Source organism: Paraburkholderia susongensis, assembly GCF_900177725.1.
Taxonomy (GTDB): Bacteria; Pseudomonadota; Gammaproteobacteria; order Burkholderiales; family Burkholderiaceae; genus Paraburkholderia; species Paraburkholderia susongensis.
The window spans coordinates 134,243-155,715 of the sequence record NZ_FXAT01000015.1 but is presented as its reverse complement, the minus strand read 5'-3'; the positions used below and the strand labels follow the sequence as shown (position 1 = coordinate 155,715).

The window sequence follows — 21,473 nt, the reverse complement described above, 5'->3', positions numbered from 1 at the left end:
AAGTCATTCAACGATTAACTTTCTGAAAGAAGAGAAACATGGCTAAAGGTAAATTCGAACGGACCAAGCCGCACGTGAACGTGGGCACGATCGGTCACGTTGACCACGGCAAGACCACGCTGACGGCAGCGATCACGACGGTTCTGACGCAGAAGTTCGGCGGCGAAGCGAAGGCGTACGACCAGATCGACGCGGCGCCGGAAGAGAAGGCGCGCGGCATCACGATCAACACCGCGCACGTCGAGTACGAAACGGCTAGCCGCCACTACGCACACGTCGACTGCCCGGGCCACGCTGACTACGTGAAGAACATGATCACGGGTGCGGCGCAGATGGACGGCGCAATCCTGGTGTGCTCGGCAGCAGACGGTCCGATGCCGCAAACGCGTGAGCACATCCTGCTGGCGCGTCAGGTTGGCGTGCCGTACATCATCGTGTTCCTGAACAAGTGCGACATGGTGGACGACGCCGAGCTGCTGGAGCTGGTCGAGATGGAAGTGCGCGAACTTCTGTCGAAGTACGACTTCCCGGGCGACGACACGCCGATCATCAAGGGTTCGGCCAAGCTGGCGCTGGAAGGCGACAAGGGTGAACTGGGCGAAGTGGCGATCATGAACCTGGCCGACGCACTGGACACGTACATCCCGACACCGGAGCGCGCGGTGGACGGCGCGTTCCTGATGCCGGTGGAAGACGTGTTCTCGATCTCGGGTCGTGGCACGGTGGTGACGGGCCGCGTTGAGCGTGGCGTCATCAAGGTTGGCGAGGAAATCGAAATCGTCGGTATCAAGCCGACGGTGAAGACGACCTGCACGGGCGTGGAAATGTTCCGCAAGCTGCTCGACCAGGGTCAGGCGGGCGACAACGTGGGTATCCTGCTGCGCGGCACGAAGCGTGAAGACGTGGAGCGTGGTCAGGTGCTGGCGAAGCCGGGCTCGATCAACCCGCACACGCACTTCACGGCAGAAGTGTACGTGCTGAGCAAGGACGAAGGCGGCCGTCACACGCCGTTCTTCAACAACTACCGTCCGCAGTTCTACTTCCGTACGACGGACGTGACGGGCTCGATCGAGCTGCCGAAGGACAAGGAAATGGTGATGCCGGGCGACAACGTGTCGATCACGGTGAAGCTGATCAACCCGATCGCGATGGAAGAAGGCCTGCGCTTCGCAATTCGCGAAGGTGGCCGTACGGTCGGCGCCGGTGTCGTCGCCAAGATCATCGAGTAAAATCGAGGATTGCTGTAGCAATATGCAGTGCCCGGGTCCGGGCACTCGCTCTCCGCGAGCACCCGGACCTACGTTCTTTTTCCAATCGGCGGTGCAATATCGCCTCGCTCTTTTTAAGGAATTCGTCATGCAGAACCAGAAAATCCGCATTCGCCTGAAAGCTTTCGACTATCGCCTGATCGATCAATCGGCAGCTGAAATCGTCGACACGGCAAAGCGGACTGGCGCGATCGTTCGTGGTCCGGTGCCCCTGCCGACCCGTATTCAACGCTTCGACATCCTGCGTTCGCCGCACGTCAACAAGACGTCGCGCGATCAGCTCGAAATCCGTACGCATTTGCGCCTGATGGACATCGTCGATCCGACGGACAAGACCGTCGACGCGCTGATGAAGCTGGATCTGCCGGCTGGTGTGGACGTTGAAATCAAGCTGCAGTAAGGCTTCCAGCGGCTCTCTGGGTAACCGGATAACGCTAAGTCATTGATTGCTTGCGAAAAACGAAAGGCCTCGCTATAATGCTAGGCTTTTCGCGCATTTGCGCAAAAAAGTCGGCGTGCTGCAGCATGGATTCATGCCCGAAACGGCGCCGGCATTTTGTAAATTAGCCCCGACCAATCGCAGTCGGGAATGGAGAAAACGATGAGCCTTGGACTCGTAGGTCGCAAGGTTGGCATGACCCGTATCTTCACGGCTGAAGGGGATTCGATTCCCGTCACCGTGCTGGACGTGTCCGACAACCGCGTGACGCAGATCAAGACTGTTGAAACCGACGGCTACACGGCCGTGCAGGTTGCCTTCGGTACGCGCCGTGCATCGCGTGTGACGAAGCCGTTGGCAGGTCATCTCGCCAAAGCTGGCGTTCAGGCCGGTGAAATCCTCAAGGAATTCAAGATCGATGCCGCCAAGGCTGCCGATCTGTCGAATGGCGCCGTGGTTGGTCCCGAACTGTTCGAAGTGGGCCAGAAGGTCGACGTGCAAGGCGTGTCGATCGGTAAGGGCTACGCCGGTACCATCAAGCGTTACAACTTCTCGTCTGGCCGTGCGTCGCACGGTAACTCGCGCTCGCACAACGTGCCGGGCTCGATCGGTATGGCGCAGGATCCGGGTCGCGTGTTCCCGGGTAAGCGCATGACCGGTCATATGGGTGACGAGAATGTAACGGTGCAAAACCTCGAAATCGCTCGTATCGACGCTGACCGCAAGTTGCTGCTGGTCAAGGGTGCCGTTCCGGGTGCGAAGGGTGGCAAGGTATTCGTTACGCCGGCCGTGAAGACGCGTGCCGTGAAAGGAGCGAAATAATGGAACTTAAGCTCCTGAATGCCAATGGTCAGGAAGGTGCAGGCGTTAGCGCGTCGGACGTCGTGTTCGGCCGTGATTACAACGAAGCCCTGATTCACCAGGTTGTGGTTGCGTACCAGGCGAATGCCCGTAGCGGCAACCGCGCGCAGAAGGATCGTGAGCAGGTCAAGCACACGACCAAGAAGCCGTGGCGCCAGAAGGGTACGGGCCGCGCTCGCGCCGGTATGTCGTCGAGCCCGCTGTGGCGCGGCGGTGGTCGTATCTTCCCGAATTCGCCGGAAGAGAACTTTTCGCACAAGGTCAACAAGAAGATGCATCGCGCAGGTCTCTGCTCGATCTTCTCGCAACTGGCCCGCGAAGGTCGCATCTCGGTGGTCGACGAGCTGACGCTCGAAGCGCCGAAGACGAAGCTGCTGGCCGAAAAATTCAAGGCGATGGGTCTCGACTCCGTGCTGGTGATTACCGACACGGTTGACGAAAACCTGTACCTCGCGTCGCGCAACCTCGCCCATGTGGCGGTTGTCGAGCCGCGTTACGCCGACCCGCTGTCGTTGATCTACTTCAAGAAAGTCCTGATCACGAAGGCTGCGGTCGCCCAGATCGAGGAGTTGCTGTCATGAGCGAGATTCGCAAGAACGATCATCGTTTGATGCAGGTCCTGCTCGCGCCGGTGGTCTCCGAAAAGGCGACGCTGGTTGCCGACAAGAACGAGCAGGTTGTGTTCGAAGTCGCGCCGGATGCCACGAAGCAGGAAGTGAAAGCTGCAGTCGAGCTGCTGTTCAAGGTGGAAGTCGATTCCGTCAACGTGCTGGTCGCGAAGGGTAAAGCCAAGCGCTTTGGCCGCTTCATGGGCAAGCGCAAGGACGTGAAGAAGGCGTACGTCTGCCTGAAGCCCGGCCAGGAAATCAACTTTGAAGCGGAGGCCAAGTAATCATGGCAATCGTGAAAGTTAAGCCGACTTCGCCGGGCCGCCGCGCGATGGTCAAGGTGGTCAACAAGGATCTGCATAAGGGCAAGCCGTTCGCAGCGCTGCTCGACACGCAGTCGTCGACCGCCGGCCGTAACAACAACGGTCACATCACCACGCGTCACAAGGGTGGTGGTCACAAGCATCACTATCGTGTCGTCGACTTCCGTCGCACGAAAGATGGTATTCCGGCCAAGGTCGAGCGTCTCGAGTACGACCCGAACCGTAGCGCCAACATCGCGCTGGTTCTGTACGCAGACGGCGAGCGCCGCTACATCATCGCTCCGAAGGGTGTCACCGTCGGTCAGCAACTGATGTCGGGTTCGGAAGCGCCGATCCGCGCCGGTAACACGCTGCCGATCCGCAACATTCCGGTCGGTACGACGATTCACTGCATCGAAATGCTGCCGGGCAAGGGCGCGCAAATGGCGCGTTCGGCTGGTACGTCGGCAATGCTGCTGGCTCGCGAAGGCGTCTACGCGCAGGTTCGTCTGCGTTCGGGCGAAATCCGCCGCGTGCACGTCGAGTGCCGCGCAACGATCGGTGAAGTGGGCAACGAAGAGCATAGCCTCCGTCAAATCGGTAAGGCTGGCGCAAACCGCTGGCGTGGTATCCGTCCGACGGTGCGTGGCGTTGCAATGAACCCGGTCGACCACCCGCACGGTGGTGGCGAAGGCAAGACTGCAGCTGGTCGCGACCCGGTGAGCCCGTGGGGCACGCCGACGAAGGGCTATCGCACTCGCAGCAACAAGCGCACGACGAGCATGATCGTCCAGCGCCGTCACAAGCGTTAAGGAGTAAGCAATGGCACGTTCTATTAAGAAAGGTCCGTTCTGCGACGCCCATTTGCTGAAGAAGGTTGAGGCGGCTGCAGCATCGCGTGACAAGAAACCGATCAAGACCTGGTCGCGTCGCTCGACGATCCTGCCGGACTTCATCGGTCTGACGATCGCCGTTCATAACGGCCGTCAACACGTTCCGGTGTACGTCACGGAAAACATGGTCGGCCACAAGCTTGGCGAGTTCGCACTGACCCGTACGTTCAAGGGTCACGCGGCCGACAAGAAGGCCAAGAAATAAGGGGCTCAAGATGGAAGTGAAAGCAATTCATCGCGGTGCCCGCATCTCGGCGCAGAAAACGCGCCTTGTGGCTGACCAGATCCGCGGTTTGCCGGTCGACAAGGCGCTGAACGTTCTGACGTTCTCGCCGAAGAAGGCTGCGGGAATCGTGAAAAAGGTCGTGCTGTCGGCGATCGCGAATGCGGAGCACAACGAAGGTGCCGATATCGACGAGCTCAAGATCACGAGCATCTACGTCGACAAGGCAGCGTCGCTGAAGCGTTTTACTGCGCGCGCTAAAGGCCGCGGTAACCGCATCGAGAAGCAATCCTGTCACATCACTGTGACGGTCGGGAATTAAGGGGTCATACGATGGGACAGAAAATTCATCCGACTGGCTTCCGTTTGGCCGTCAGCCGTAATTGGGCTTCGCGTTGGTACGCGAACAACAACAATTTCGCGGCGATGTTGCAGGAAGACATCGGTGTTCGTGAATACCTGAAGAAGAAGCTGAAGAACGCGTCCGTCGGCCGCGTGGTGATCGAGCGTCCTGCGAAGAACGCGCGCATCACGATTTTCAGCTCGCGTCCGGGTGTCGTGATCGGCAAAAAGGGTGAGGACATCGAACTGCTGAAGTCCGAGCTGCAAAAGCGCATGGGCGTTCCGGTTCACGTCAACATCGAAGAAATTCGCAAGCCGGAAACCGACGCGCAACTGATCGCTGATTCGATCACGCAACAGCTCGAGCGCCGGATCATGTTCCGCCGCGCGATGAAGCGTGCGATGCAGAACGCAATGCGTCTGGGTGCTCAGGGCATCAAGATCATGAGCGCTGGCCGTCTGAACGGTATCGAAATTGCTCGTACGGAATGGTATCGCGAAGGTCGCGTGCCGCTTCATACGCTGCGTGCTGATATCGACTACGCAACGTCGGAAGCAAAGACGACGTACGGCATCATCGGCGTGAAGGTGTGGGTTTACAAGGGCGACACGCTCGGCCGCAACGATGCACCGGTGGTCGAAGAAGTCGCCGAAGAAAAGCGTCCGCGCCGCAACGCACGTCCGGGTGGCGATCGCCGTCCGCGTCGTGATGGTGAAGGTGGTGGCCCGGCAGGTGCACGCCGTGGCGCTCCTCGTCGTGCTGGCGGTGCCGGCGGCGACGGGAAGACTGGAGAATAACGATGCTGCAACCGAAACGCAGAAAGTATCGCAAAGAGCAGAAAGGTCGTAACACCGGCGTTGCTACCCGCGGCAACGCGGTGTCGTTCGGTGAATTCGGCCTGAAGGCTGTCGGTCGTGGCCGTCTGACCGCGCGCCAGATTGAAGCGGCGCGTCGTGCAATGACGCGTCACATCAAGCGCGGTGGCCGCATCTGGATCCGTATTTTCCCGGACAAGCCGATCTCGACCAAGCCGGCTGAAGTGCGTATGGGTAACGGTAAGGGTAACCCGGAGTACTACGTCGCTGAGATTCAACCGGGCAAGATGCTGTACGAAATGGACGGCGTAACCGAAGAACTGGCACGCGAAGCGTTCCGTCTGGCTGCAGCGAAGCTGCCGCTGAAGACGACGTTCATCGTGCGTCAGCTCGGCGCCTAAGGAGCAAATGATGAAGGCTTCCGAACTTCACCAGAAAGATCAGGCCGCGCTCAACAAGGAGCTGTCGGACCTGTTGAAGGCGCAATTCGGCCTGCGCATGCAACTCGCGACCCAGCAACTCACGAACACGAGCCAGCTGAAGAAGGTCCGTCGCGACATCGCGCGTGTGCGGACCGTCCTGACTGAGAAGGCGAACCAGAAATGAACGATAGCGTAAAAACCTCGCTCAAGCGGACGCTGGTCGGCAAGGTCGTCAGCAACAAGATGGACAAGACGGTTACCGTGCTGGTCGAGCACCGCGTGAAGCACCCGATCTACGGCAAGTACGTCGTGCGTTCGAAGAAGTATCACGCACACGACGATGCGAACACGTACAACGAGGGCGACCTCGTTGAAATCCAGGAAACTCGTCCGATTTCGAAGACGAAGGCTTGGGTTGTGGCTCGCCTAGTCGAGGCTGCTCGCGTCATCTGATGTCGCAAAGCTGTAGAAATAGTTGAAATCGCAGTAAGTTTCGCTTGCAAGACCGAGGTTATTTGATATAATCTCGGTCTTCCCTCTTTATGGGAGCCCCGTCGCGGGCGAAGTTGGTGGGGGAAGCGGTTCGGGCGCCAGCCTGTTCCGAAGGATTCACCGGATTGCGATGGCGGGTTTCGTTTGCCGTCGCTGCTGTTCTAACCCAAGCAGCCGATTGGCTGACGGGACCAAGACTGACCGGGAAGCGCCATGGTGGTGTGACCGGATTAAGTTGGGAAAGATAAACCATGATCCAGACCGAAACTCGGCTTGAAGTGGCCGACAACACGGGTGCGCGTGAAGTCATGTGCATCAAGGTGCTCGGCGGCTCGAAGCGTCGTTATGCCAGCATTGGCGACATCATCAAGGTGACCGTCAAAGAGGCAACGCCGCGCGGGCGCGTGAAGAAAGGCGAAATTTATAACGCCGTGGTGGTTCGCACCGCCAAGGGCGTGCGCCGTCAGGACGGCTCGCTGATCAAGTTCGACGGCAACGCTGCAGTGCTGCTGAATGCCAAGCTCGAACCTATTGGCACCCGTATTTTCGGGCCTGTCACGCGCGAGTTGCGCAGCGAACGATTCATGAAGATCGTTTCGCTGGCACCTGAAGTGCTGTAAGGAGTCGCGATGAACAAGATTCGCAAGGGTGACGAAGTTATCGTCATTACCGGCAAAGACAAGGGCAAGCGCGGTGTTGTGCTGGCCGTTCACGGTGAGACCGTGACTGTCGAGGGTATTAACCTCGTCAAGAAGCACGTCAAGCCGAACCCGATGAAGGGTACGACGGGCGGCGTGGAAGCCAAGACGATGCCGCTGCAAATTTCGAACGTCGCATTGGTCGACGCGAATGGCAAGCCATCGCGTGTAGGCATCAAGGTCGAAGGAGACAAGAAGGTCCGTTTCCTTAAGACGACCGGTGCCGTGCTGAGCGCCTGACGCTGCGGAGTAAAAAATGGCTCGTTTGCAAGAGTTTTACAAAGAGAAGGTTGTACCCGGCCTCATCGAGAAGTTCGGTTACAAGTCCGTGATGGAAGTGCCGCGCATCACCAAGATCACCCTGAACATGGGCCTTGGCGAAGCGATCGCTGACAAGAAGATCATCGAAAACGCCGTTGGCGATCTGACGAAGATCGCAGGTCAGAAGCCGGTGATCACGAAGGCACGCAAGGCAATCGCTGGCTTCAAGATCCGTCAGGGCTATCCGATCGGCGCAATGGTCACGCTGCGTGGCCAGGCTATGTACGAATTCCTCGACCGTTTCGTGACGGTTGCGCTCCCCCGGGTGCGCGACTTCCGCGGTGTGTCGGGCAAGGCGTTCGATGGTCGGGGCAACTACAACATCGGTGTGAAAGAGCAGATCATTTTCCCCGAAATCGACTACGACAAGATCGACGCACTGCGTGGGCTGAACATCAGCATCACGACGACTGCGAAGACCGACGACGAAGCAAAGGCTCTGCTCGCCAGCTTCAAGTTCCCGTTCAGAAACTGAGGTTACCGTGGCTAAACTGGCACTGATCGAACGTGAAAAGAAGCGTGCTCGCCTCGCTGCTAAGTACGCTCCCAAGCGTGCGGAGTTGAAGGCGATCATTAGCGATATGAGCAAGTCGGACGAAGAGCATTACGCAGCACGTCTGGAACTGCAACAACTGCCGCGCAACTCTAACCCGACTCGTAAGCGCAACCGTTGCGCAATTACCGGTCGCCCGCGCGGCACGTTCCGTAAATTCGGGCTGGCGCGTAACAAGATTCGTGAAATCGCGTTCCGCGGCGAGATCCCTGGCCTGACCAAGGCGAGCTGGTAATAGGAGAAACATAAATGAGCATGAGTGATCCTATCGCCGATATGCTGACTCGCATCCGCAATGCGCAGATGGTCGAGAAAGTTTCGGTGACTATGCCCTCGTCGAAAGTCAAGGTTGCGATTGCGCAGGTCCTGAAGGACGAAGGTTATATCGATGATTTCGCAGTGAAGTCCGAAGGTGCGAAGTCGGAATTGAACATCGTGTTGAAGTACTACGCTGGCCGTCCGGTCATCGAGCGCATTGAACGCGTTTCGAAGCCGGGTCTGCGTGTGTACCGCGGTCGTAACGACATCCCCGTGGTCATGAACGGCCTTGGTGTGGCAATCGTGTCGACGCCGAAGGGCGTGATGACGGACCGCAAGGCACGTGCAACGGGCGTTGGCGGCGAAGTCATCTGCTACGTCGCTTAAGGCCGAAAGGAGAGAAACATGTCTCGAGTAGGTAAGAGCCCGATCGTGCTGCAAGGCGCGGAGGTGGCCCTGAGCGACGATAGCATTACTGTCAAGGGTCCGCTGGGTACGATTTCGCAGGCTGCAAACAGCCTCGTGAAGGTGGTGAACGACAACGGCACGCTGAAATTCGAGCCGATCGACGAAAGCCGCGAAGCGAATGCGATGTCGGGCACGATGCGCGCACTGGTTGCGAACATGGTGCACGGCGTGACGAAGGGTTTCGAGCGCAAGCTGACGCTGGTTGGCGTTGGTTACCGCGCACAAGCGCAAGGCGACAAGCTGAACCTGTCGCTGGGTTTCTCGCACCCGGTGGTGCACCAGATGCCGCAAGGCGTCAAGGCTGAAACCCCGTCGCAAACCGAAATCGTGATCAAGGGGATCAACAAGCAACAAGTCGGCCAGGTCGCTGCAGAAGTGCGCGGCTACCGTCCGCCCGAGCCCTACAAGGGCAAGGGCGTGCGCTACGCCGATGAGGTTGTGATCCTCAAAGAAACGAAGAAGAAGTAAGGGTGCGCAATCATGGATAAGACTCAATCTCGCCTGCGCCGCGCTCGTCAGACGCGTATCAAGATCGCTGAACTGCAGGTCGCGCGTCTCGCCGTGCATCGCACGAACACGCACATCTACGCGCAAGTGTTCTCGGCGTGCGGCACCAAGGTGCTCGCCAGCGCGTCGACGCTCGAAGCCGAAGTGCGTGCGCAACTGGCCGATCAGTCGGGCAAGGGTGGCAACGTTGCTGCTGCGACCCTGATCGGTAAGCGCATTGCAGAAAAGGCTAAGGCTGCCGGCATCGAATCCGTCGCCTTCGACCGTTCGGGTTTCCGTTACCACGGCCGCGTGAAAGCGCTGGCTGATGCGGCGCGCGAAGCCGGACTCAAGTTCTAAGGGAAGAATTCGTCATGGCAAAGATGCAAGCTAAAGTTCAGGCTGACGAACGCGACGACGGCCTTCGTGAAAAGATGATCTCGGTCAACCGCGTGACCAAGGTCGTGAAGGGTGGCCGTATTCTCGGCTTCGCTGCACTGACCGTGGTTGGCGACGGTGATGGCCGCGTCGGTATGGGCAAGGGCAAGGCGAAGGAAGTGCCGGTTGCTGTCCAGAAGGCGATGGAACAGGCTCGCCGCAACATGTTCAAGGTGCCGCTGAAGAACGGTACCCTGCAACACGAAGTGCACGGCAAGCACGGCGCGTCGACGGTTCTCCTCGCTCCGGCGAAGGACGGTACCGGCGTGATCGCTGGCGGTCCGATGCGTGCAGTGTTCGACGTGATGGGCGTGCAGAACGTCGTGGCCAAGAGCCACGGTTCGACGAACCCGTACAACCTCGTTCGTGCAACGCTCGACGGCCTGCGCAAGCAGTCCACGCCGGCCGACATCGCTGCGAAGCGTGGCAAGTCCGTCGAAGAAATTCTGGGCTAAAGGTGGACACCATGTCTGATAAAACTGTCAAGGTCCAGCTCGTCAAGAGCCTGATCGGCACCCGTGAATCGCACCGTGCAACGGTGCGTGGCTTGGGCCTGCGCCGACTCAACTCGGTTAGCGAGTTGCAGGATACGCCGGCTGTGCGCGGCATGATCAACAAGGTTTCGTACCTCGTTAAGGTCATCAGCTAAGCGGCTGACCAGGACTCAAGGAGTTGATAATGGAATTGAATAACCTGAAGCCGGCTGAAGGCGCGAAGCACGCAAAGCGTCGCGTTGGTCGCGGCATCGGCTCCGGCCTCGGCAAGACCGCTGGCCGTGGTCACAAGGGTCAGAAGTCGCGTTCGGGCGGCTTTCACAAGGTTGGCTTCGAAGGCGGTCAGATGCCGCTGCAACGTCGCCTGCCGAAGCGTGGCTTCACCTCGCTGACGAAGGAATTCGTCGGTGAAGTGCGTCTGTCGGATCTGGAAAAGCTGCCGGTCGACGAAATCGATCTGCTGGCTCTGAAGCAAGCCGGTCTGGTCGGCGAGCTCATCAGGAGCGCCAAGATCATCGCGACGGGCGAGCTCAAGCGCAAGGTCGTTGTGAAGGGTCTGGGTGCGACGAAGAGCGCGCGTGCTGCTATTGAAGCAGCCGGTGGTTCTTTCGCCGAGTAACGTGCAGATTATTTGCCGTCACTAGCATTTGCATCGGAGAAGGTACTTGGCTAACAGCCCGAGTCTCGCAAAACCCGGTCGCGGCGCGGCGAAGTTTGGCGATCTGCGTCGGCGGGCAGTGTTCCTGCTGCTGGCGCTGATCGTCTATCGTATCGGCGCGCATATTCCGGTGCCGGGTATCGACCCGGACCAGCTGGCGAAGTTGTTCCAGAGCCAGTCGGGCGGCATCCTTGGCATGTTCAACATGTTCTCGGGTGGCGCACTTTCGCGGTTCACGATTTTTGCGCTGGGGATCATGCCGTACATTTCGGCGTCGATCATCATGCAGTTGCTGGCGATTGTCTCGCCGCAACTCGAAGCGCTGAAAAAGGAAGGGCAGGCAGGTCAGCGGAAGATTACGCAGTACACGCGGGTCTTCACGGTTGTGCTGGCGACGTTCCAGGCGTTCGGTATCGCTGTCGCACTGGAAAATCAGCCGGGCCTCGTGATCGATCCGGGGATGGTGTTCCGCTTGACGACGGTCGTGACGCTAGTGACTGGCACGATGTTCCTGATGTGGCTGGGTGAGCAGATCACGGAGCGCGGGCTTGGCAACGGTATCTCGATCATCATTTTCGGCGGTATTGCGGCGGGTTTCCCGAACGCAATCGGTGGTCTCTTTGAACTGGTGCGAACCGGCTCGATGAGCATCATCTCGGCGATTATCGTCGTCGCGCTGATTGGTGCTGTGACGTATCTGGTGGTGTTCATCGAACGCGGCCAGCGCAAGATTCTGGTGAACTACGCGAAGCGGCAGGTGGGCAACAAGATTTACGGCGGCCAGTCTTCGCATTTGCCGCTGAAGCTGAACATGTCGGGCGTGATTCCGCCGATCTTCGCATCGTCGATCATTCTCTTCCCGGCAACCATCCTGAACTGGTTCAGTTCGGGTTCGCGTACCGGCTGGTTCGCAGACACGCTGCACAACGTGGCCGAAGCTCTGAAGCCCGGTCAACCCGTGTACGTGTTGCTGTACGCGTTGGCGATCGTTTTCTTCTGCTTCTTCTACACCGCACTGGTGTTCAACAGCAGGGAAACGGCCGACAACCTGAAAAAGAGTGGCGCTTTCGTCCCGGGCATCCGTCCGGGCGATCAAACGGCCCGATATATCGACCGCATCCTCACGCGTCTGACGCTGGCCGGTGCGATCTACATCGTGTTCGTTTGCCTGCTGCCCGAATTTCTGGTGCTGCGCTGGAACGTGCCGTTTTATTTTGGTGGAACGTCGCTGCTGATCATTGTCGTCGTCACAATGGATTTCATGGCGCAGGTGCAGTCGTACGTTATGTCGCAACAGTATGAATCGCTGCTGAAGAAAGCTAACTTCAAAGGCGGCGGCGTCCCGATGCGTTGAAAGGACTTATGGCCAAAGACGATGTTATCCAGATGCAGGGTGAAGTAATCGAGAACCTGCCTAATGCTACCTTCAGGGTGAAGCTGGAAAACGGCCATGTCGTGTTGGGACACATATCCGGCAAGATGCGGATGCATTACATCCGAATTCTGCCGGGCGACAAGGTGACGGTTGAATTGACGCCTTACGATCTGTCGCGTGCGCGGATCGTGTTCCGGGCGAAGTGATTTGAAAAAAGGGTAATATCATGAAAGTGATGGCATCGGTTAAGCGCATTTGCCGCAATTGCAAGATCATCAAGCGCAAAGGCGTTGTGCGCGTGATTTGCAGCTCTGATCCGCGCCACAAACAGCGTCAAGGCTGAACGCCGCGCTTTTGCTTGCGCTTTTTGTTTGAGGAAAAACAATGGCTCGTATCGCAGGGGTTAACATCCCGAATCACCAGCATACCGAAATCGGCCTGACGGCAATTTACGGTATCGGCCGCACGCGCTCGCGCGACATTTGCGTCGCTGCTGGTGTGGCATTTTCGAAGAAGGTCAAAGACCTGACCGACGCAGACCTCGAAAAGCTGCGTGAAGAAGTCGGCAAGTTCATCGTCGAAGGTGATCTGCGTCGTGAAACGACGATGAACATCAAGCGCCTGATGGATCTCGGCTGCTATCGTGGCGTGCGGCATCGTAAGGGTCTGCCCCTGCGCGGCCAGCGTACGCGTACGAATGCCCGTACGCGCAAGGGTCCGCGTCGTGCAGCGCAGTCGCTGAAGAAGTAAGCGGAACTGACAGTTACAGGAAAACGTAATGGCTAAGGCTTCGAACAACTCCGCGGCGCAACGCGTTCGCAAGAAGGTCAAGAAGAACGTCGCCGAGGGCGTGGTTCACGTTCACGCGTCGTTCAACAACACCATCATCACGATCACCGATCGTCAAGGCAATGCACTTGCTTGGGCAACGTCGGGTGGTCAGGGCTTCAAGGGTTCGCGTAAGTCGACCCCGTTTGCAGCCCAGGTTGCAGCTGAATCGGCTGGCCGCGTGGCGATGGAGTACGGCGTAAAGAACCTCGAAGTGCGGATCAAGGGCCCCGGTCCTGGCCGTGAATCGGCGGTGCGCGCGCTGCATGGTCTTGGTATCAAGATCACCGCGATCTCCGACGTGACGCCGGTCCCGCACAACGGCTGCCGTCCGCCGAAGCGTCGTCGTATCTAAGACGCGGATTTGCTAGCGCCTGTTGCCGCTTCGTGCGGCGGCAGGCTGCGCGCGTTATTGAATTGACTAAGCCCACCGTTCGACCCAAAGGGATCGGACTAGCGCGAGTGGAAGCACTCGCGTGATTAATCACAGAAGGAATTAACGTGGCACGTTATATCGGCCCTAAGGCCAAGCTGTCCCGCCGTGAAGGCACTGACCTCTTCCTGAAGAGCGCCCGTCGTTCGCTCGCTGACAAGTGCAAGCTTGACAGCAAGCCCGGCCAGCACGGCCGCACCTCGGGCGCACGTACGTCCGACTATGGCACGCAGCTGCGCGAAAAGCAAAAAGTGAAGCGCATTTATGGTGTGCTCGAGCGCCAGTTCCGTCGCTACTTCGCTGAAGCAGACCGCCTGAAGGGCAACACGGGTGAAAACCTGCTGCAACTGCTCGAATCGCGTCTGGACAACGTCGTGTATCGCATGGGCTTCGGCTCGACGCGCGCTGAAGCGCGTCAGCTCGTGGGCCACAAGGCGATCACGGTGAACGGCGTCGTGACGAACATCCCGTCGATGCAAGTGAAGGCTGGCGACGTCGTCGCCGTGCGCGAACAGAAGCGCAAGCAGGCGCGCATCGTCGAAGCGCTGTCGCTCGCCGAGCAAGGCGGCATGCCGAGCTGGGTCGCCGTCGATGCGAAGAAGTTCGAAGGTACCTTCAAGCAGAAGCCGGAACGCAGCGACATCGCTGGCGATATCAACGAAAGCCTGATCGTCGAATTGTATTCGCGGTAATCGGATTGACGGCCGGGGCACCCCGATTGCATTGCGCAAGGGGGCGTCTCGGCTGTTTATTTTCAGGTTGTTACCGGTCAGCCTTATCGGTGTAACGAGCCGAGGGTATTGAAAAGGAAAACCTATGCAAACCAGTTTGTTGAAGCCCAAGATCATTGCAGTTGAATCGCTTGGCGAGAGCCACGCGAAAGTGGTCATGGAACCGTTTGAACGCGGTTACGGCCACACCTTGGGTAACGCGCTTCGGCGCGTGCTGTTGTCGTCGATGGTGGGCTATGCGCCGACCGAAGTGACGATCGCAGGCGTCGTGCATGAGTATTCGACGCTCGACGGTGTGCAAGAGGATGTGGTCAACCTGTTGTTGAACCTGAAAGGCGTCGTTTTCAAGCTGCATAACCGTGACGAAGTGACGGTTACGCTGCGCAAGGACGGCGAAGGCCTGGTCACCGCCGGCGATATCGAACTCGCACACGATTGTGAAGTCATCAACCCTGATCATGTGATTGCGCATCTGTCGAAGGGCGGCAAGCTCGACGTGCAGATCAAGGTCGAAAAGGGTCGTGGCTACGTGCCGGGCAATGTGCGTCGTTATGGCGAGGATTCGGCCAAGATCATCGGCCGTATCGTGCTGGACGCGTCGTTCTCGCCGGTTCGCCGCGTGAGCTACGCAGTCGAGAGCGCTCGCGTCGAGCAGCGTACCGACCTCGATAAGCTCGTGATGAACATCGAAACCAACGGTGTGATTTCGCCGGAAGAAGCGATCCGTCAATCGGCGCGCATTCTGGTCGATCAGCTGTCGGTGTTCGCGGCTCTGGAAGGTACGGAAGCAGCGGCAGAAGCACCGTCGCGCGCACCGCAGATCGATCCGATCCTGCTGCGTCCGGTCGACGATCTCGAACTGACGGTTCGTTCCGCAAACTGCCTGAAGGCCGAGAACATCTATTACATCGGCGACCTGATCCAGCGTACGGAAAACGAACTGCTCAAGACGCCGAATCTCGGTCGCAAGTCGTTGAACGAAATCAAGGAAGTTCTGGCGTCGCGTGGTTTGACGCTCGGCATGAAGCTCGAAAACTGGCCGCCGGCAGGCTTGGACAAGTAAGTCGAGTCGTCCGGGGCAGCAATCCGGCGTCGTACTGCGTACTGGCAAGGACGCGGATTTTCCTTTAAAATCCGCGTCTTGTCTTTTTTACTACCGGCCCGTGCGCTCGCTACCCTGCTTTAGGGGGAGCGCGATAGAAGAGCTGGACCAAAACTTTGAACTGAAGGAATTAACATGCGTCACCGTCATGGTCTGCGGAAACTGAACCGCACGAGCAGCCACCGTCTGGCAATGCTCCGTAACATGTCCAACTCGCTGATCGAGCACGAAGTCATCAAGACCACGCTGCCGAAGGCGAAGGAACTCCGTAAAGTCGTCGAGCCGCTGATCACGCTCGGCAAGAAGCCGTCGCTCGCAAACCGTCGTCTGGCGTTCAACCGCCTGCGTGATCGTGACTCGGTCACGAAGCTGTTCGACGTGCTTGGCCCGCGCTACGCAAACCGTCCGGGCGGCTATCTGCGCGTCCTGAAGTTCGGCTTCCGCGTCGGCGACAACGCACCGATGGCACTGGTTGAACTGCTCGACCGCCCGGAAGTTGAAGAAGTTGAAGTGCAAGAAGCTGAGTAAGCTTTTTTAGCTTCGGGAAGGGCCCGGCGTATAGCCGTAATGCCGTTCAGTTAAGCAACTGAACGGCATTTTTATTGGTGGTGCAAATGTTATAAACCGGCTCTGGCGATGTTACTTTCATCGCCATGCCGGTTGATGATCTGCTCACCCTCGTCGCGAATGCGGCGACCAGCGCATCAGTGGCATCGCACCGGCATCACCGGCGGCCAAATGCCGCGGGCGTGCTGCGTAGCGGTCTGCGGAACGACAGAGCCAGGTGATACGATATTGGCTCTGAATCGTGCGTCGCCGGAGCTTTTTGTGAGTGTGAATGTGACCTTGATTCTGACGACGGTGCCGGATGCGGCCGTCGCTCAGACGCTCGCCGCCAATGCGCTGGCCGCACGGTTATGCGCCTGCGTGACGCAGCTAGGCAGCGTGCAGTCGAGCTATCACTGGCAGGGCGCCGTCGAAACCGCACAGGAAATCCAGCTACTGTTCAAAACCAGCACGGTCCGCGCGCTCGAGCTCGAGCAATACATTCAGGCTCACCATCCCTACGACACGCCGGAAATCCTCTCCTGGCAAGCCACGGCGTCCGCTGCGTACGGCCAGTGGATCACTGCAGAAACCCAACGTTCCCTCCATGTTTAACGGTCTCGACCGGCGCGCGAGCCATGTGCTGCGTACCCTATTTTTCCTGTTCGGTTGCGTTATCCTCGCGCAATTCGGCACGCTTGCCCGCGCCGCGGACGACTTCCTCGACCCCGCCGTCGCGTTCAAATTCAGCGCGACTGAGAAACCCGGCGAAGTCGAGGTAACGTACAAGATCGCGGATGGCTACTACATGTATCGCGAGCGCTTCGCGTTCGCGACCCGTAACGGCACAGCCACGATCGGCGAACCGCAATTGCCGGCTGGGCACGTCAAGTTCGATCAGACGTTCAACAAGAATGTCGAAACGTATCGCAACGAGCTGACGATCCGCATCCCCGTCAAGCAGGCTGCGGGTCCATTCGATCTGGCGGTAACGTCGCAGGGCTGTGCCGACGCCGGTATTTGTTATCCGCCGATGGAGCGTGTGTATCACGTGAGCGGCGCGGCATTGCAGCCGGCCGGCAACACGGCGCCTTCCGCGGCCGCGCAACAATCCTCAGCGGACGACGAGCCCTGGTACGAACGCGCAACCAGCGCCGACTACGCTCAGTCGTTGCTGCAGCGCGGCGGCTTCTTCGCAATCGTCGGACTTTATTTCGTTGCCGGTGCGATTCTGAGCCTGCTGCCGTGTTCGTATCCGATGATCCCGATCCTGTCGGCAATCATCATCGGCGAGGGGGCGCGAGTGACGCGTGCGCGCGGTTTCGCGCTGTCGCTCGCGTATGTGATCGGCATGGCGCTCGTGTACACGGCGCTCGGCGTCGCGGCGGCGCTCGTCGGGCAAAGTCTTGGCGCATGGCTGCAAAACCCGTGGGTCCTCGGCTTCTTCGGCGTACTACTGACGATCTTCTCGCTGATGCTGCTCGCGGGTTTCGACATCGAGTTGCCCGCGCGCTGGCGCGATGGGGTGTCGCGCGCCTCGGCGGGGCGCTCCGGTGGCAAATTGACCGCAGTCGCCGTGATGGGCGCGCTTTCCGCGCTGGTGGTCGGGGCCTGCATGACCGCGCCGCTCTTTGCGGTGCTCGCGTTCATCGCGCATACCGGCAACGCCGTGCTTGGCGGCGCGGCGCTGTTCTCGATGGGGATTGGGCTCGGCGTGCCGCTCCTGATCATCGGCCTCGGCGCGGGTACCTTCCTGCCGCGCGCGGGCGTCTGGATGGACAACGTGAAGGCGTTCTTCGGAGTCGTGCTGCTTGCCGCCGCGCTATGGATCGTCTGGCCGGTGCTCGGCGCGGCCGCGACCATGCTGTTGAGCGCGCTCTGGCTGCTGATCGCTGCGGTCTCGCTCGGCCTTTTTTCGGCGCCGATCGCAGGTGGTTCGGTATGGCGCCGGCTCGGCCGGGCGGTCGGCGTGGTGATGGCGGTCTGGGCCGCGGCTTTGCTGGTCGGTCTCGCGGCGGGATCGTCGGATCCGCTACGGCCTCTCGCGGTCCTGGCGGCGCGCGGCGGCGAGGCGACGACCGCCGGTGCCTCCAATGCGGCCGGCAACGCGCCGCAGAGCGATCTGACGTTCGCGCCGGTGCGTTCATCGGATCAACTCGACCAGGCGGTCAAAACGGCCGCGCAGCCCGCCATGCTCGATTTTTACGCAGACTGGTGCGTGAGCTGCAAGGAAATGGAGAAATTTACTTTTACCGACCCGCGCGTGCACGCGAAACTGAAGCAGATGAATCTGCTGCGCGCAGACGTCACCGCGAACAATACCGACGATCAGGCGCTGCTCAAGCGCTTCAACCTGTTCGGGCCGCCGGGCATCATTTTCTTCGATCAGGGCGGCAAGGAAGTGTTGCGGGTCGTCGGTTACGAGTCTGCGGATAAATTCCTGCGCACGCTGGATCGCGTGAGTCCGCCGGGCGTGTAGCCGAATGCGCTGAGGTTCTCCACCCGGCAGCGCATTGCCGGAAGCGAGCATAAAAAAACGGAGGCGCGACCCAAGGTCCGCCTCCGTTTCTCTTTACATCGACAGGTGCGCCAGACAGCGCACCCGCTTCTTACTTCTGCGAACGAAGGATCCGCGCTGCGTCCAACGCGAAATACGTCAGCACGCCGTCCGCGCCAGCCCGCTTGAACGCGAGCAGCGATTCCATCATGGCCTTGTCGTGATCGAGCCAGCCGTTCTGCGCGGCGGCCTTCAGCATCGCGTATTCGCCGCTCACCTGATACACGTAGGTCGGGAACTGGAACTCGTCCTTCACGCGACGCACGATGTCCAGATACGGCATGCCTGGCTTGACCATCACCATGTCCGCGCCTTCGTTGATGTCCGCCTGCACTTCCCGCAGCGCCTCATTCGAGTTGGCCGGATCCATCTGGTACGTCATCTTGTTGCTCTTGCCGAGGTTCGTGGCGGAACCGACAGCGTCGCGGAACGGACCATAGAACGCCGAAGCGTACTTCGCCGCGTAAGCCATGATGCGCGTGTGGATATGATCCTCGCTCTCGAGCATTTCGCGGATCGCGCCGATACGGCCGTCCATCATGTCCGAAGGCGCAACGATGTCGACACCGGCCTCGGCTTGCGTGCGCGCCTGTTCGACGAGGATCTCGACGGTTTCGTCGTTGATTACGTAACCGGCTTCGTCGAGCACACCATCCTGGCCGTGGCTCGTGTACGGATCGAGAGCGACGTCGGTGAGCACGCCGAGATCGGGGAAATGCTTTTTCAGCTCGCGCACCGCGCGCGGAATCAGGCCGGCCGGGTTGGTCGCCTCACGGCCATCGGGCGTTTTCAGCGAAGGCTCGATCGCGGGAAACAGCGACAAAACCGGCACACCCAGCTCGACGCATTGCTCGGCGACGCCCATCAGCAGATCGACCGACACGCGCTCGACACCCGGCATCGACGGCACGGCCTGGCGCACGTCGGTGCCTTCGACGATGAACACGGGGTAGATCAGATCGTTGGTGGTGAGGATGTTTTCGCGCATCATGCGACGCGAGAAGTCGTCACGGCGCATGCGGCGCGGACGGTGGTGCGGGTAGAAGCTCATATCGAATCGAAGATCGTGGATGGGGGAGTGGACAAGTAGCGCCTGCCTCCGCTCCCGGAAACTTTTCGAGACAATGGTATATCATACCGATCGAGCAAGGCGCCTTGCGCTGACCTCCCCGCTTCTCCTCCCTGAGCGGGTGCCTGTCGTTTTTTCGATTAGGCTGTTTGACCCGCCGTTCAAGCGGCGGGTTTTTTTATGGGCGGCCGGAAAGCGTGGTTTCGTGCGCGTTCGACTTTTTCCAGCGCCAGTCGGCGCTCATTCGGCGGCCTGCGTTTCGCCCGCCGTGCCGGGAATCAGCCAGCTTTCGATCAGCTCGTGCGCCTCGTCGAGCCCAATGCGCTTGAGCGCCGAGAACAGTTGTGCGGTCAGTTCGCCCCGATAGCCGGCGGCGCGATATTCGGCCAGCCCTTTCTGCGTGGTACGCAACGCGTTCGTGCTTTCCTGGCGCGTCAATTTGTCGCATTTGGTCAGCAGCGTGTGGATCGGCTTGCCGGTCGGCGCGAACCACTCGATCATGCGCCGGTCCAGCTCCGTCAGCGGGCGGCGCGAGTCCATCATCAGAATCATGCCGCGCAGTTGCGAGCGCGATTGCAGATACGTGGACAGCAGCGCTTCCCAGTGAGCCTTCGCCGCGCCCGGCACTTCCGCATAACCGTAACCCGGCAGGTCGACCAGATACGCTGCCGGATCGTCCGCCTTGCCGACCGAAAAATAGTTGATGTGCTGCGTGCGGCCAGGCGTCTTACTCGCGAAGGCGAGCCGCTTCTGATTGCACAGGATATTGATCGCGGTCGACTTACCCGCGTTCGAGCGCCCCGCAAAGGCGATCTCAGGTTGCGCGGTCGCCGGCAGGTCGCGCAGGTGATTGACGGTGGTGAAGAAGCGGGATTCGTGGAGCAGGAAGGGCATAGATCAGGCCGGAATTCAAGACGCCGGGGAACCCGGAGCGGGGACGGGTCAAGCCCGACTGGCGTCTAAGCGATTAGCGAGTTATTGTACAATACGATGGTTTACTGAAAACCTGAGGGGGCCGCCCCACGTGCCTTGGGGGCTCCCGGCGGTCACTCGGTCGCCGTCGTCGTATTTTGCAAAACCTCTAAAATCCCACAAGACGAGACAGGGTGTGCGAATGAATCGACTGTGCAAGACTCTGATGGTGCTTCACGTAGCGGCAGGTCTTTCAGGTTTGGCAATTCAGGCACGAGCAGCAGAACCGGCAAAGCCGGACATCAATCGGGGGCAGGCAATCGCAATGCAGGTCTGCGCGTCGTGCCACGGAGCAGACGGCAACAGCGCCGGCGGTGCGTACCCGAAGCTGGCTGGCCAGCATCCTGAGTATCTCGTCAAGCAACTTAGGGATTTCAAGACGCAGGCAGGCGCCAAACAACCTGCGCGCAACAATGCGATCATGGCGGGCATGGCTGCCGCGCTCTCCGATCAGGACATGATCAACGTCGCGGCTTATTTCGCGGCGCAGACGCCGAAGCCGGGCTATGCGCACAACAAGAGCACCGTCGCGCTTGGGCAGCAGATTTACCGCGGCGGTGTCGCCGATCGAGGCGTGCCGGCCTGCGCGAGCTGTCACGGGCCCACAGGGCAAGGCATCCCGTCGCAGTTCCCGCATTTGTCGGGACAGTGGGCCGAGTACTCGGTGGCGCAGTTGAATGCGTTCGCACAAGGTCCCGGCGCGCGTAATAACAACGAAGCGATGCATACGATAGCATCGCGGCTGTCGGACAACGAGATCAAGGCAGTAGCCGATTACATCGCGGGCTTGCGTTAAGAGTTCGTACACGGAATGCCACCG

General features: G+C 59.6%; 35 protein-coding genes. 33 read left to right on the top strand and 2 right to left on the bottom strand.

Annotated elements, in window-relative coordinates; translation table 11 throughout:
* The first annotated feature begins 38 nt into the window (after positions 1-38).
* The 32 genes from tuf to dsbD all read left to right on the top strand — a co-directional run bounded on the left by tuf (position 39) and on the right by dsbD (position 18,534).
* A complete protein-coding gene (tuf, locus tag B9Z01_RS30315; RefSeq protein WP_085489234.1) occupies positions 39-1,229 on the top strand; it encodes an elongation factor Tu in 1,191 nt (396 codons plus the stop codon).
* Between the two features lie 127 nt (positions 1,230-1,356).
* A complete protein-coding gene (gene rpsJ, locus B9Z01_RS30310) occupies positions 1,357-1,668 on the top strand; it encodes a 30S ribosomal protein S10 (protein WP_017777154.1) in 312 nt (103 codons plus the stop codon).
* 201 nt (positions 1,669-1,869) lie between these two features.
* Positions 1,870-2,529, top strand: coding sequence for a 50S ribosomal protein L3 (gene rplC / locus B9Z01_RS30305; RefSeq protein WP_143809110.1), 660 nt, complete (start codon positions 1,870-1,872; stop codon positions 2,527-2,529).
* Entirely contained in the window at positions 2,529-3,149 is a 621-nt protein-coding gene (gene rplD / locus B9Z01_RS30300; protein ID WP_008923346.1) for a 50S ribosomal protein L4, read from the top strand. Before rplC ends, rplD begins: the two co-directional genes overlap by 1 nt.
* Positions 3,146-3,460: a 50S ribosomal protein L23 gene (gene rplW / locus B9Z01_RS30295; protein WP_008923345.1), complete on the top strand. Its 315-nt coding sequence runs from the start codon at positions 3,146-3,148 to the stop codon at positions 3,458-3,460. Before rplD ends, rplW begins: the two co-directional genes overlap by 4 nt.
* Positions 3,461-3,462: 2 nt before the next feature.
* On the top strand, positions 3,463-4,290 hold the full coding sequence (rplB, locus tag B9Z01_RS30290; protein WP_085489232.1) for a 50S ribosomal protein L2: 828 nt from the start codon (positions 3,463-3,465) through the stop codon (positions 4,288-4,290).
* A 10-nt stretch (positions 4,291-4,300) separates the two neighbouring features.
* Positions 4,301-4,576: a 30S ribosomal protein S19 gene (gene rpsS / locus B9Z01_RS30285; RefSeq protein ID WP_006998484.1), complete on the top strand. Its 276-nt coding sequence runs from the start codon at positions 4,301-4,303 to the stop codon at positions 4,574-4,576.
* A 10-nt stretch (positions 4,577-4,586) separates the two neighbouring features.
* Positions 4,587-4,916 (top strand): 50S ribosomal protein L22, encoded by a 330-nt coding sequence (gene rplV, locus B9Z01_RS30280; RefSeq protein ID WP_007730533.1) that lies wholly within the window; start codon positions 4,587-4,589, stop codon positions 4,914-4,916.
* Between the two features lie 11 nt (positions 4,917-4,927).
* Positions 4,928-5,734: a 30S ribosomal protein S3 gene (rpsC, locus tag B9Z01_RS30275; protein ID WP_012434570.1), complete on the top strand. Its 807-nt coding sequence runs from the start codon at positions 4,928-4,930 to the stop codon at positions 5,732-5,734.
* Positions 5,735-5,736: 2 nt separating this feature from the next.
* On the top strand, positions 5,737-6,153 hold the full coding sequence (rplP, locus tag B9Z01_RS30270) for a 50S ribosomal protein L16 (protein WP_008923342.1): 417 nt from the start codon (positions 5,737-5,739) through the stop codon (positions 6,151-6,153).
* 10 nt (positions 6,154-6,163) lie between these two features.
* Complete coding sequence (gene rpmC, locus B9Z01_RS30265) at positions 6,164-6,358, top strand: 50S ribosomal protein L29 (protein WP_007180130.1); 195 nt, start codon at positions 6,164-6,166, stop codon at positions 6,356-6,358.
* Complete coding sequence (gene rpsQ / locus B9Z01_RS30260) at positions 6,355-6,627, top strand: 30S ribosomal protein S17 (protein WP_007180129.1); 273 nt, start codon at positions 6,355-6,357, stop codon at positions 6,625-6,627. Before rpmC ends, rpsQ begins: the two co-directional genes overlap by 4 nt.
* 290 nt (positions 6,628-6,917) lie before the next feature.
* Positions 6,918-7,286 (top strand): 50S ribosomal protein L14, encoded by a 369-nt coding sequence (gene rplN / locus B9Z01_RS30255; protein ID WP_006052212.1) that lies wholly within the window; start codon positions 6,918-6,920, stop codon positions 7,284-7,286.
* Between the two features lie 9 nt (positions 7,287-7,295).
* A complete protein-coding gene (gene rplX, locus B9Z01_RS30250; protein ID WP_008923340.1) occupies positions 7,296-7,604 on the top strand; it encodes a 50S ribosomal protein L24 in 309 nt (102 codons plus the stop codon).
* A gap of 16 nt (positions 7,605-7,620) precedes the next feature.
* Complete coding sequence (gene rplE / locus B9Z01_RS30245) at positions 7,621-8,160, top strand: 50S ribosomal protein L5 (RefSeq protein ID WP_085489231.1); 540 nt, start codon at positions 7,621-7,623, stop codon at positions 8,158-8,160.
* 7 nt (positions 8,161-8,167) lie between these two features.
* Positions 8,168-8,473, top strand: a complete 306-nt coding sequence (rpsN, locus tag B9Z01_RS30240; RefSeq protein WP_013340737.1) for a 30S ribosomal protein S14 — start codon at positions 8,168-8,170, stop codon at positions 8,471-8,473.
* Between the two features lie 14 nt (positions 8,474-8,487).
* Positions 8,488-8,883, top strand: a complete 396-nt coding sequence (gene rpsH / locus B9Z01_RS30235) for a 30S ribosomal protein S8 (protein WP_006052216.1) — start codon at positions 8,488-8,490, stop codon at positions 8,881-8,883.
* An 18-nt stretch (positions 8,884-8,901) separates the two neighbouring features.
* Positions 8,902-9,432 carry a 50S ribosomal protein L6 gene (rplF, locus tag B9Z01_RS30230; protein WP_085489230.1) on the top strand — a complete coding sequence of 177 codons (531 nt, stop codon included), beginning with the start codon at positions 8,902-8,904 and terminating at the stop codon, positions 9,430-9,432.
* Between the two features lie 12 nt (positions 9,433-9,444).
* The gene (rplR, locus tag B9Z01_RS30225) at positions 9,445-9,810 is read left to right on the top strand and encodes a 50S ribosomal protein L18 (RefSeq protein WP_085489229.1); all 366 of its coding nucleotides are present in this window, start codon (positions 9,445-9,447) and stop codon (positions 9,808-9,810) included.
* Between the two features lie 14 nt (positions 9,811-9,824).
* Positions 9,825-10,343, top strand: coding sequence for a 30S ribosomal protein S5 (gene rpsE / locus B9Z01_RS30220; RefSeq protein ID WP_004197945.1), 519 nt, complete (start codon positions 9,825-9,827; stop codon positions 10,341-10,343).
* A gap of 11 nt (positions 10,344-10,354) precedes the next feature.
* Positions 10,355-10,537 carry a 50S ribosomal protein L30 gene (gene rpmD / locus B9Z01_RS30215; RefSeq protein WP_008923335.1) on the top strand — a complete coding sequence of 61 codons (183 nt, stop codon included), beginning with the start codon at positions 10,355-10,357 and terminating at the stop codon, positions 10,535-10,537.
* A 29-nt stretch (positions 10,538-10,566) separates the two neighbouring features.
* Positions 10,567-11,001 (top strand): 50S ribosomal protein L15, encoded by a 435-nt coding sequence (rplO, locus tag B9Z01_RS30210; protein WP_018420156.1) that lies wholly within the window; start codon positions 10,567-10,569, stop codon positions 10,999-11,001.
* Between the two features lie 46 nt (positions 11,002-11,047).
* A complete protein-coding gene (gene secY, locus B9Z01_RS30205; protein ID WP_085489228.1) occupies positions 11,048-12,394 on the top strand; it encodes a preprotein translocase subunit SecY in 1,347 nt (448 codons plus the stop codon).
* An 8-nt stretch (positions 12,395-12,402) separates the two neighbouring features.
* On the top strand, positions 12,403-12,621 hold the full coding sequence (gene infA / locus B9Z01_RS30200; RefSeq protein ID WP_004521905.1) for a translation initiation factor IF-1: 219 nt from the start codon (positions 12,403-12,405) through the stop codon (positions 12,619-12,621).
* A gap of 20 nt (positions 12,622-12,641) precedes the next feature.
* Positions 12,642-12,758, top strand: coding sequence for a 50S ribosomal protein L36 (gene rpmJ / locus B9Z01_RS30195; protein ID WP_004199844.1), 117 nt, complete (start codon positions 12,642-12,644; stop codon positions 12,756-12,758).
* 41 nt (positions 12,759-12,799) lie between these two features.
* Positions 12,800-13,165, top strand: a complete 366-nt coding sequence (rpsM, locus tag B9Z01_RS30190) for a 30S ribosomal protein S13 (RefSeq protein WP_008923332.1) — start codon at positions 12,800-12,802, stop codon at positions 13,163-13,165.
* Between the two features lie 28 nt (positions 13,166-13,193).
* The gene (rpsK, locus tag B9Z01_RS30185; protein ID WP_006052224.1) at positions 13,194-13,598 is read left to right on the top strand and encodes a 30S ribosomal protein S11; all 405 of its coding nucleotides are present in this window, start codon (positions 13,194-13,196) and stop codon (positions 13,596-13,598) included.
* 146 nt (positions 13,599-13,744) lie between these two features.
* The gene (gene rpsD / locus B9Z01_RS30180) at positions 13,745-14,368 is read left to right on the top strand and encodes a 30S ribosomal protein S4 (RefSeq protein ID WP_062128339.1); all 624 of its coding nucleotides are present in this window, start codon (positions 13,745-13,747) and stop codon (positions 14,366-14,368) included.
* Between the two features lie 124 nt (positions 14,369-14,492).
* Positions 14,493-15,470, top strand: a complete 978-nt coding sequence (locus tag B9Z01_RS30175; RefSeq protein ID WP_085489227.1) for a DNA-directed RNA polymerase subunit alpha — start codon at positions 14,493-14,495, stop codon at positions 15,468-15,470.
* 174 nt (positions 15,471-15,644) lie between these two features.
* Positions 15,645-16,037, top strand: coding sequence for a 50S ribosomal protein L17 (gene rplQ / locus B9Z01_RS30170; RefSeq protein ID WP_013589828.1), 393 nt, complete (start codon positions 15,645-15,647; stop codon positions 16,035-16,037).
* 300 nt (positions 16,038-16,337) lie between these two features.
* On the top strand, positions 16,338-16,670 hold the full coding sequence (gene cutA, locus B9Z01_RS30165) for a divalent-cation tolerance protein CutA (RefSeq protein ID WP_085489226.1): 333 nt from the start codon (positions 16,338-16,340) through the stop codon (positions 16,668-16,670).
* Positions 16,663-18,534 carry a protein-disulfide reductase DsbD gene (dsbD, locus tag B9Z01_RS30160; RefSeq protein WP_085489225.1) on the top strand — a complete coding sequence of 624 codons (1,872 nt, stop codon included), beginning with the start codon at positions 16,663-16,665 and terminating at the stop codon, positions 18,532-18,534. Before cutA ends, dsbD begins: the two co-directional genes overlap by 8 nt.
* Positions 18,535-18,664: 130 nt before the next feature.
* Here the strand turns inward: dsbD and hemB are convergent, their stop codons facing one another.
* On the bottom strand, positions 18,665-19,663 hold the full coding sequence (gene hemB, locus B9Z01_RS30155) for a porphobilinogen synthase (RefSeq protein ID WP_085489224.1): 999 nt from the start codon (positions 19,661-19,663) through the stop codon (positions 18,665-18,667).
* Between the two features lie 258 nt (positions 19,664-19,921).
* Positions 19,922-20,575, bottom strand: coding sequence for a ribosome biogenesis GTP-binding protein YihA/YsxC (gene yihA, locus B9Z01_RS30150; RefSeq protein ID WP_085489223.1), 654 nt, complete (start codon positions 20,573-20,575; stop codon positions 19,922-19,924).
* 220 nt (positions 20,576-20,795) lie between these two features.
* Here yihA and B9Z01_RS30145 point away from each other — a divergent pair, with 220 nt between their 5' ends.
* Positions 20,796-21,449: a c-type cytochrome gene (locus B9Z01_RS30145; RefSeq protein ID WP_085489222.1), complete on the top strand. Its 654-nt coding sequence runs from the start codon at positions 20,796-20,798 to the stop codon at positions 21,447-21,449.
* Positions 21,450-21,473: the final 24 nt, after the last annotated feature.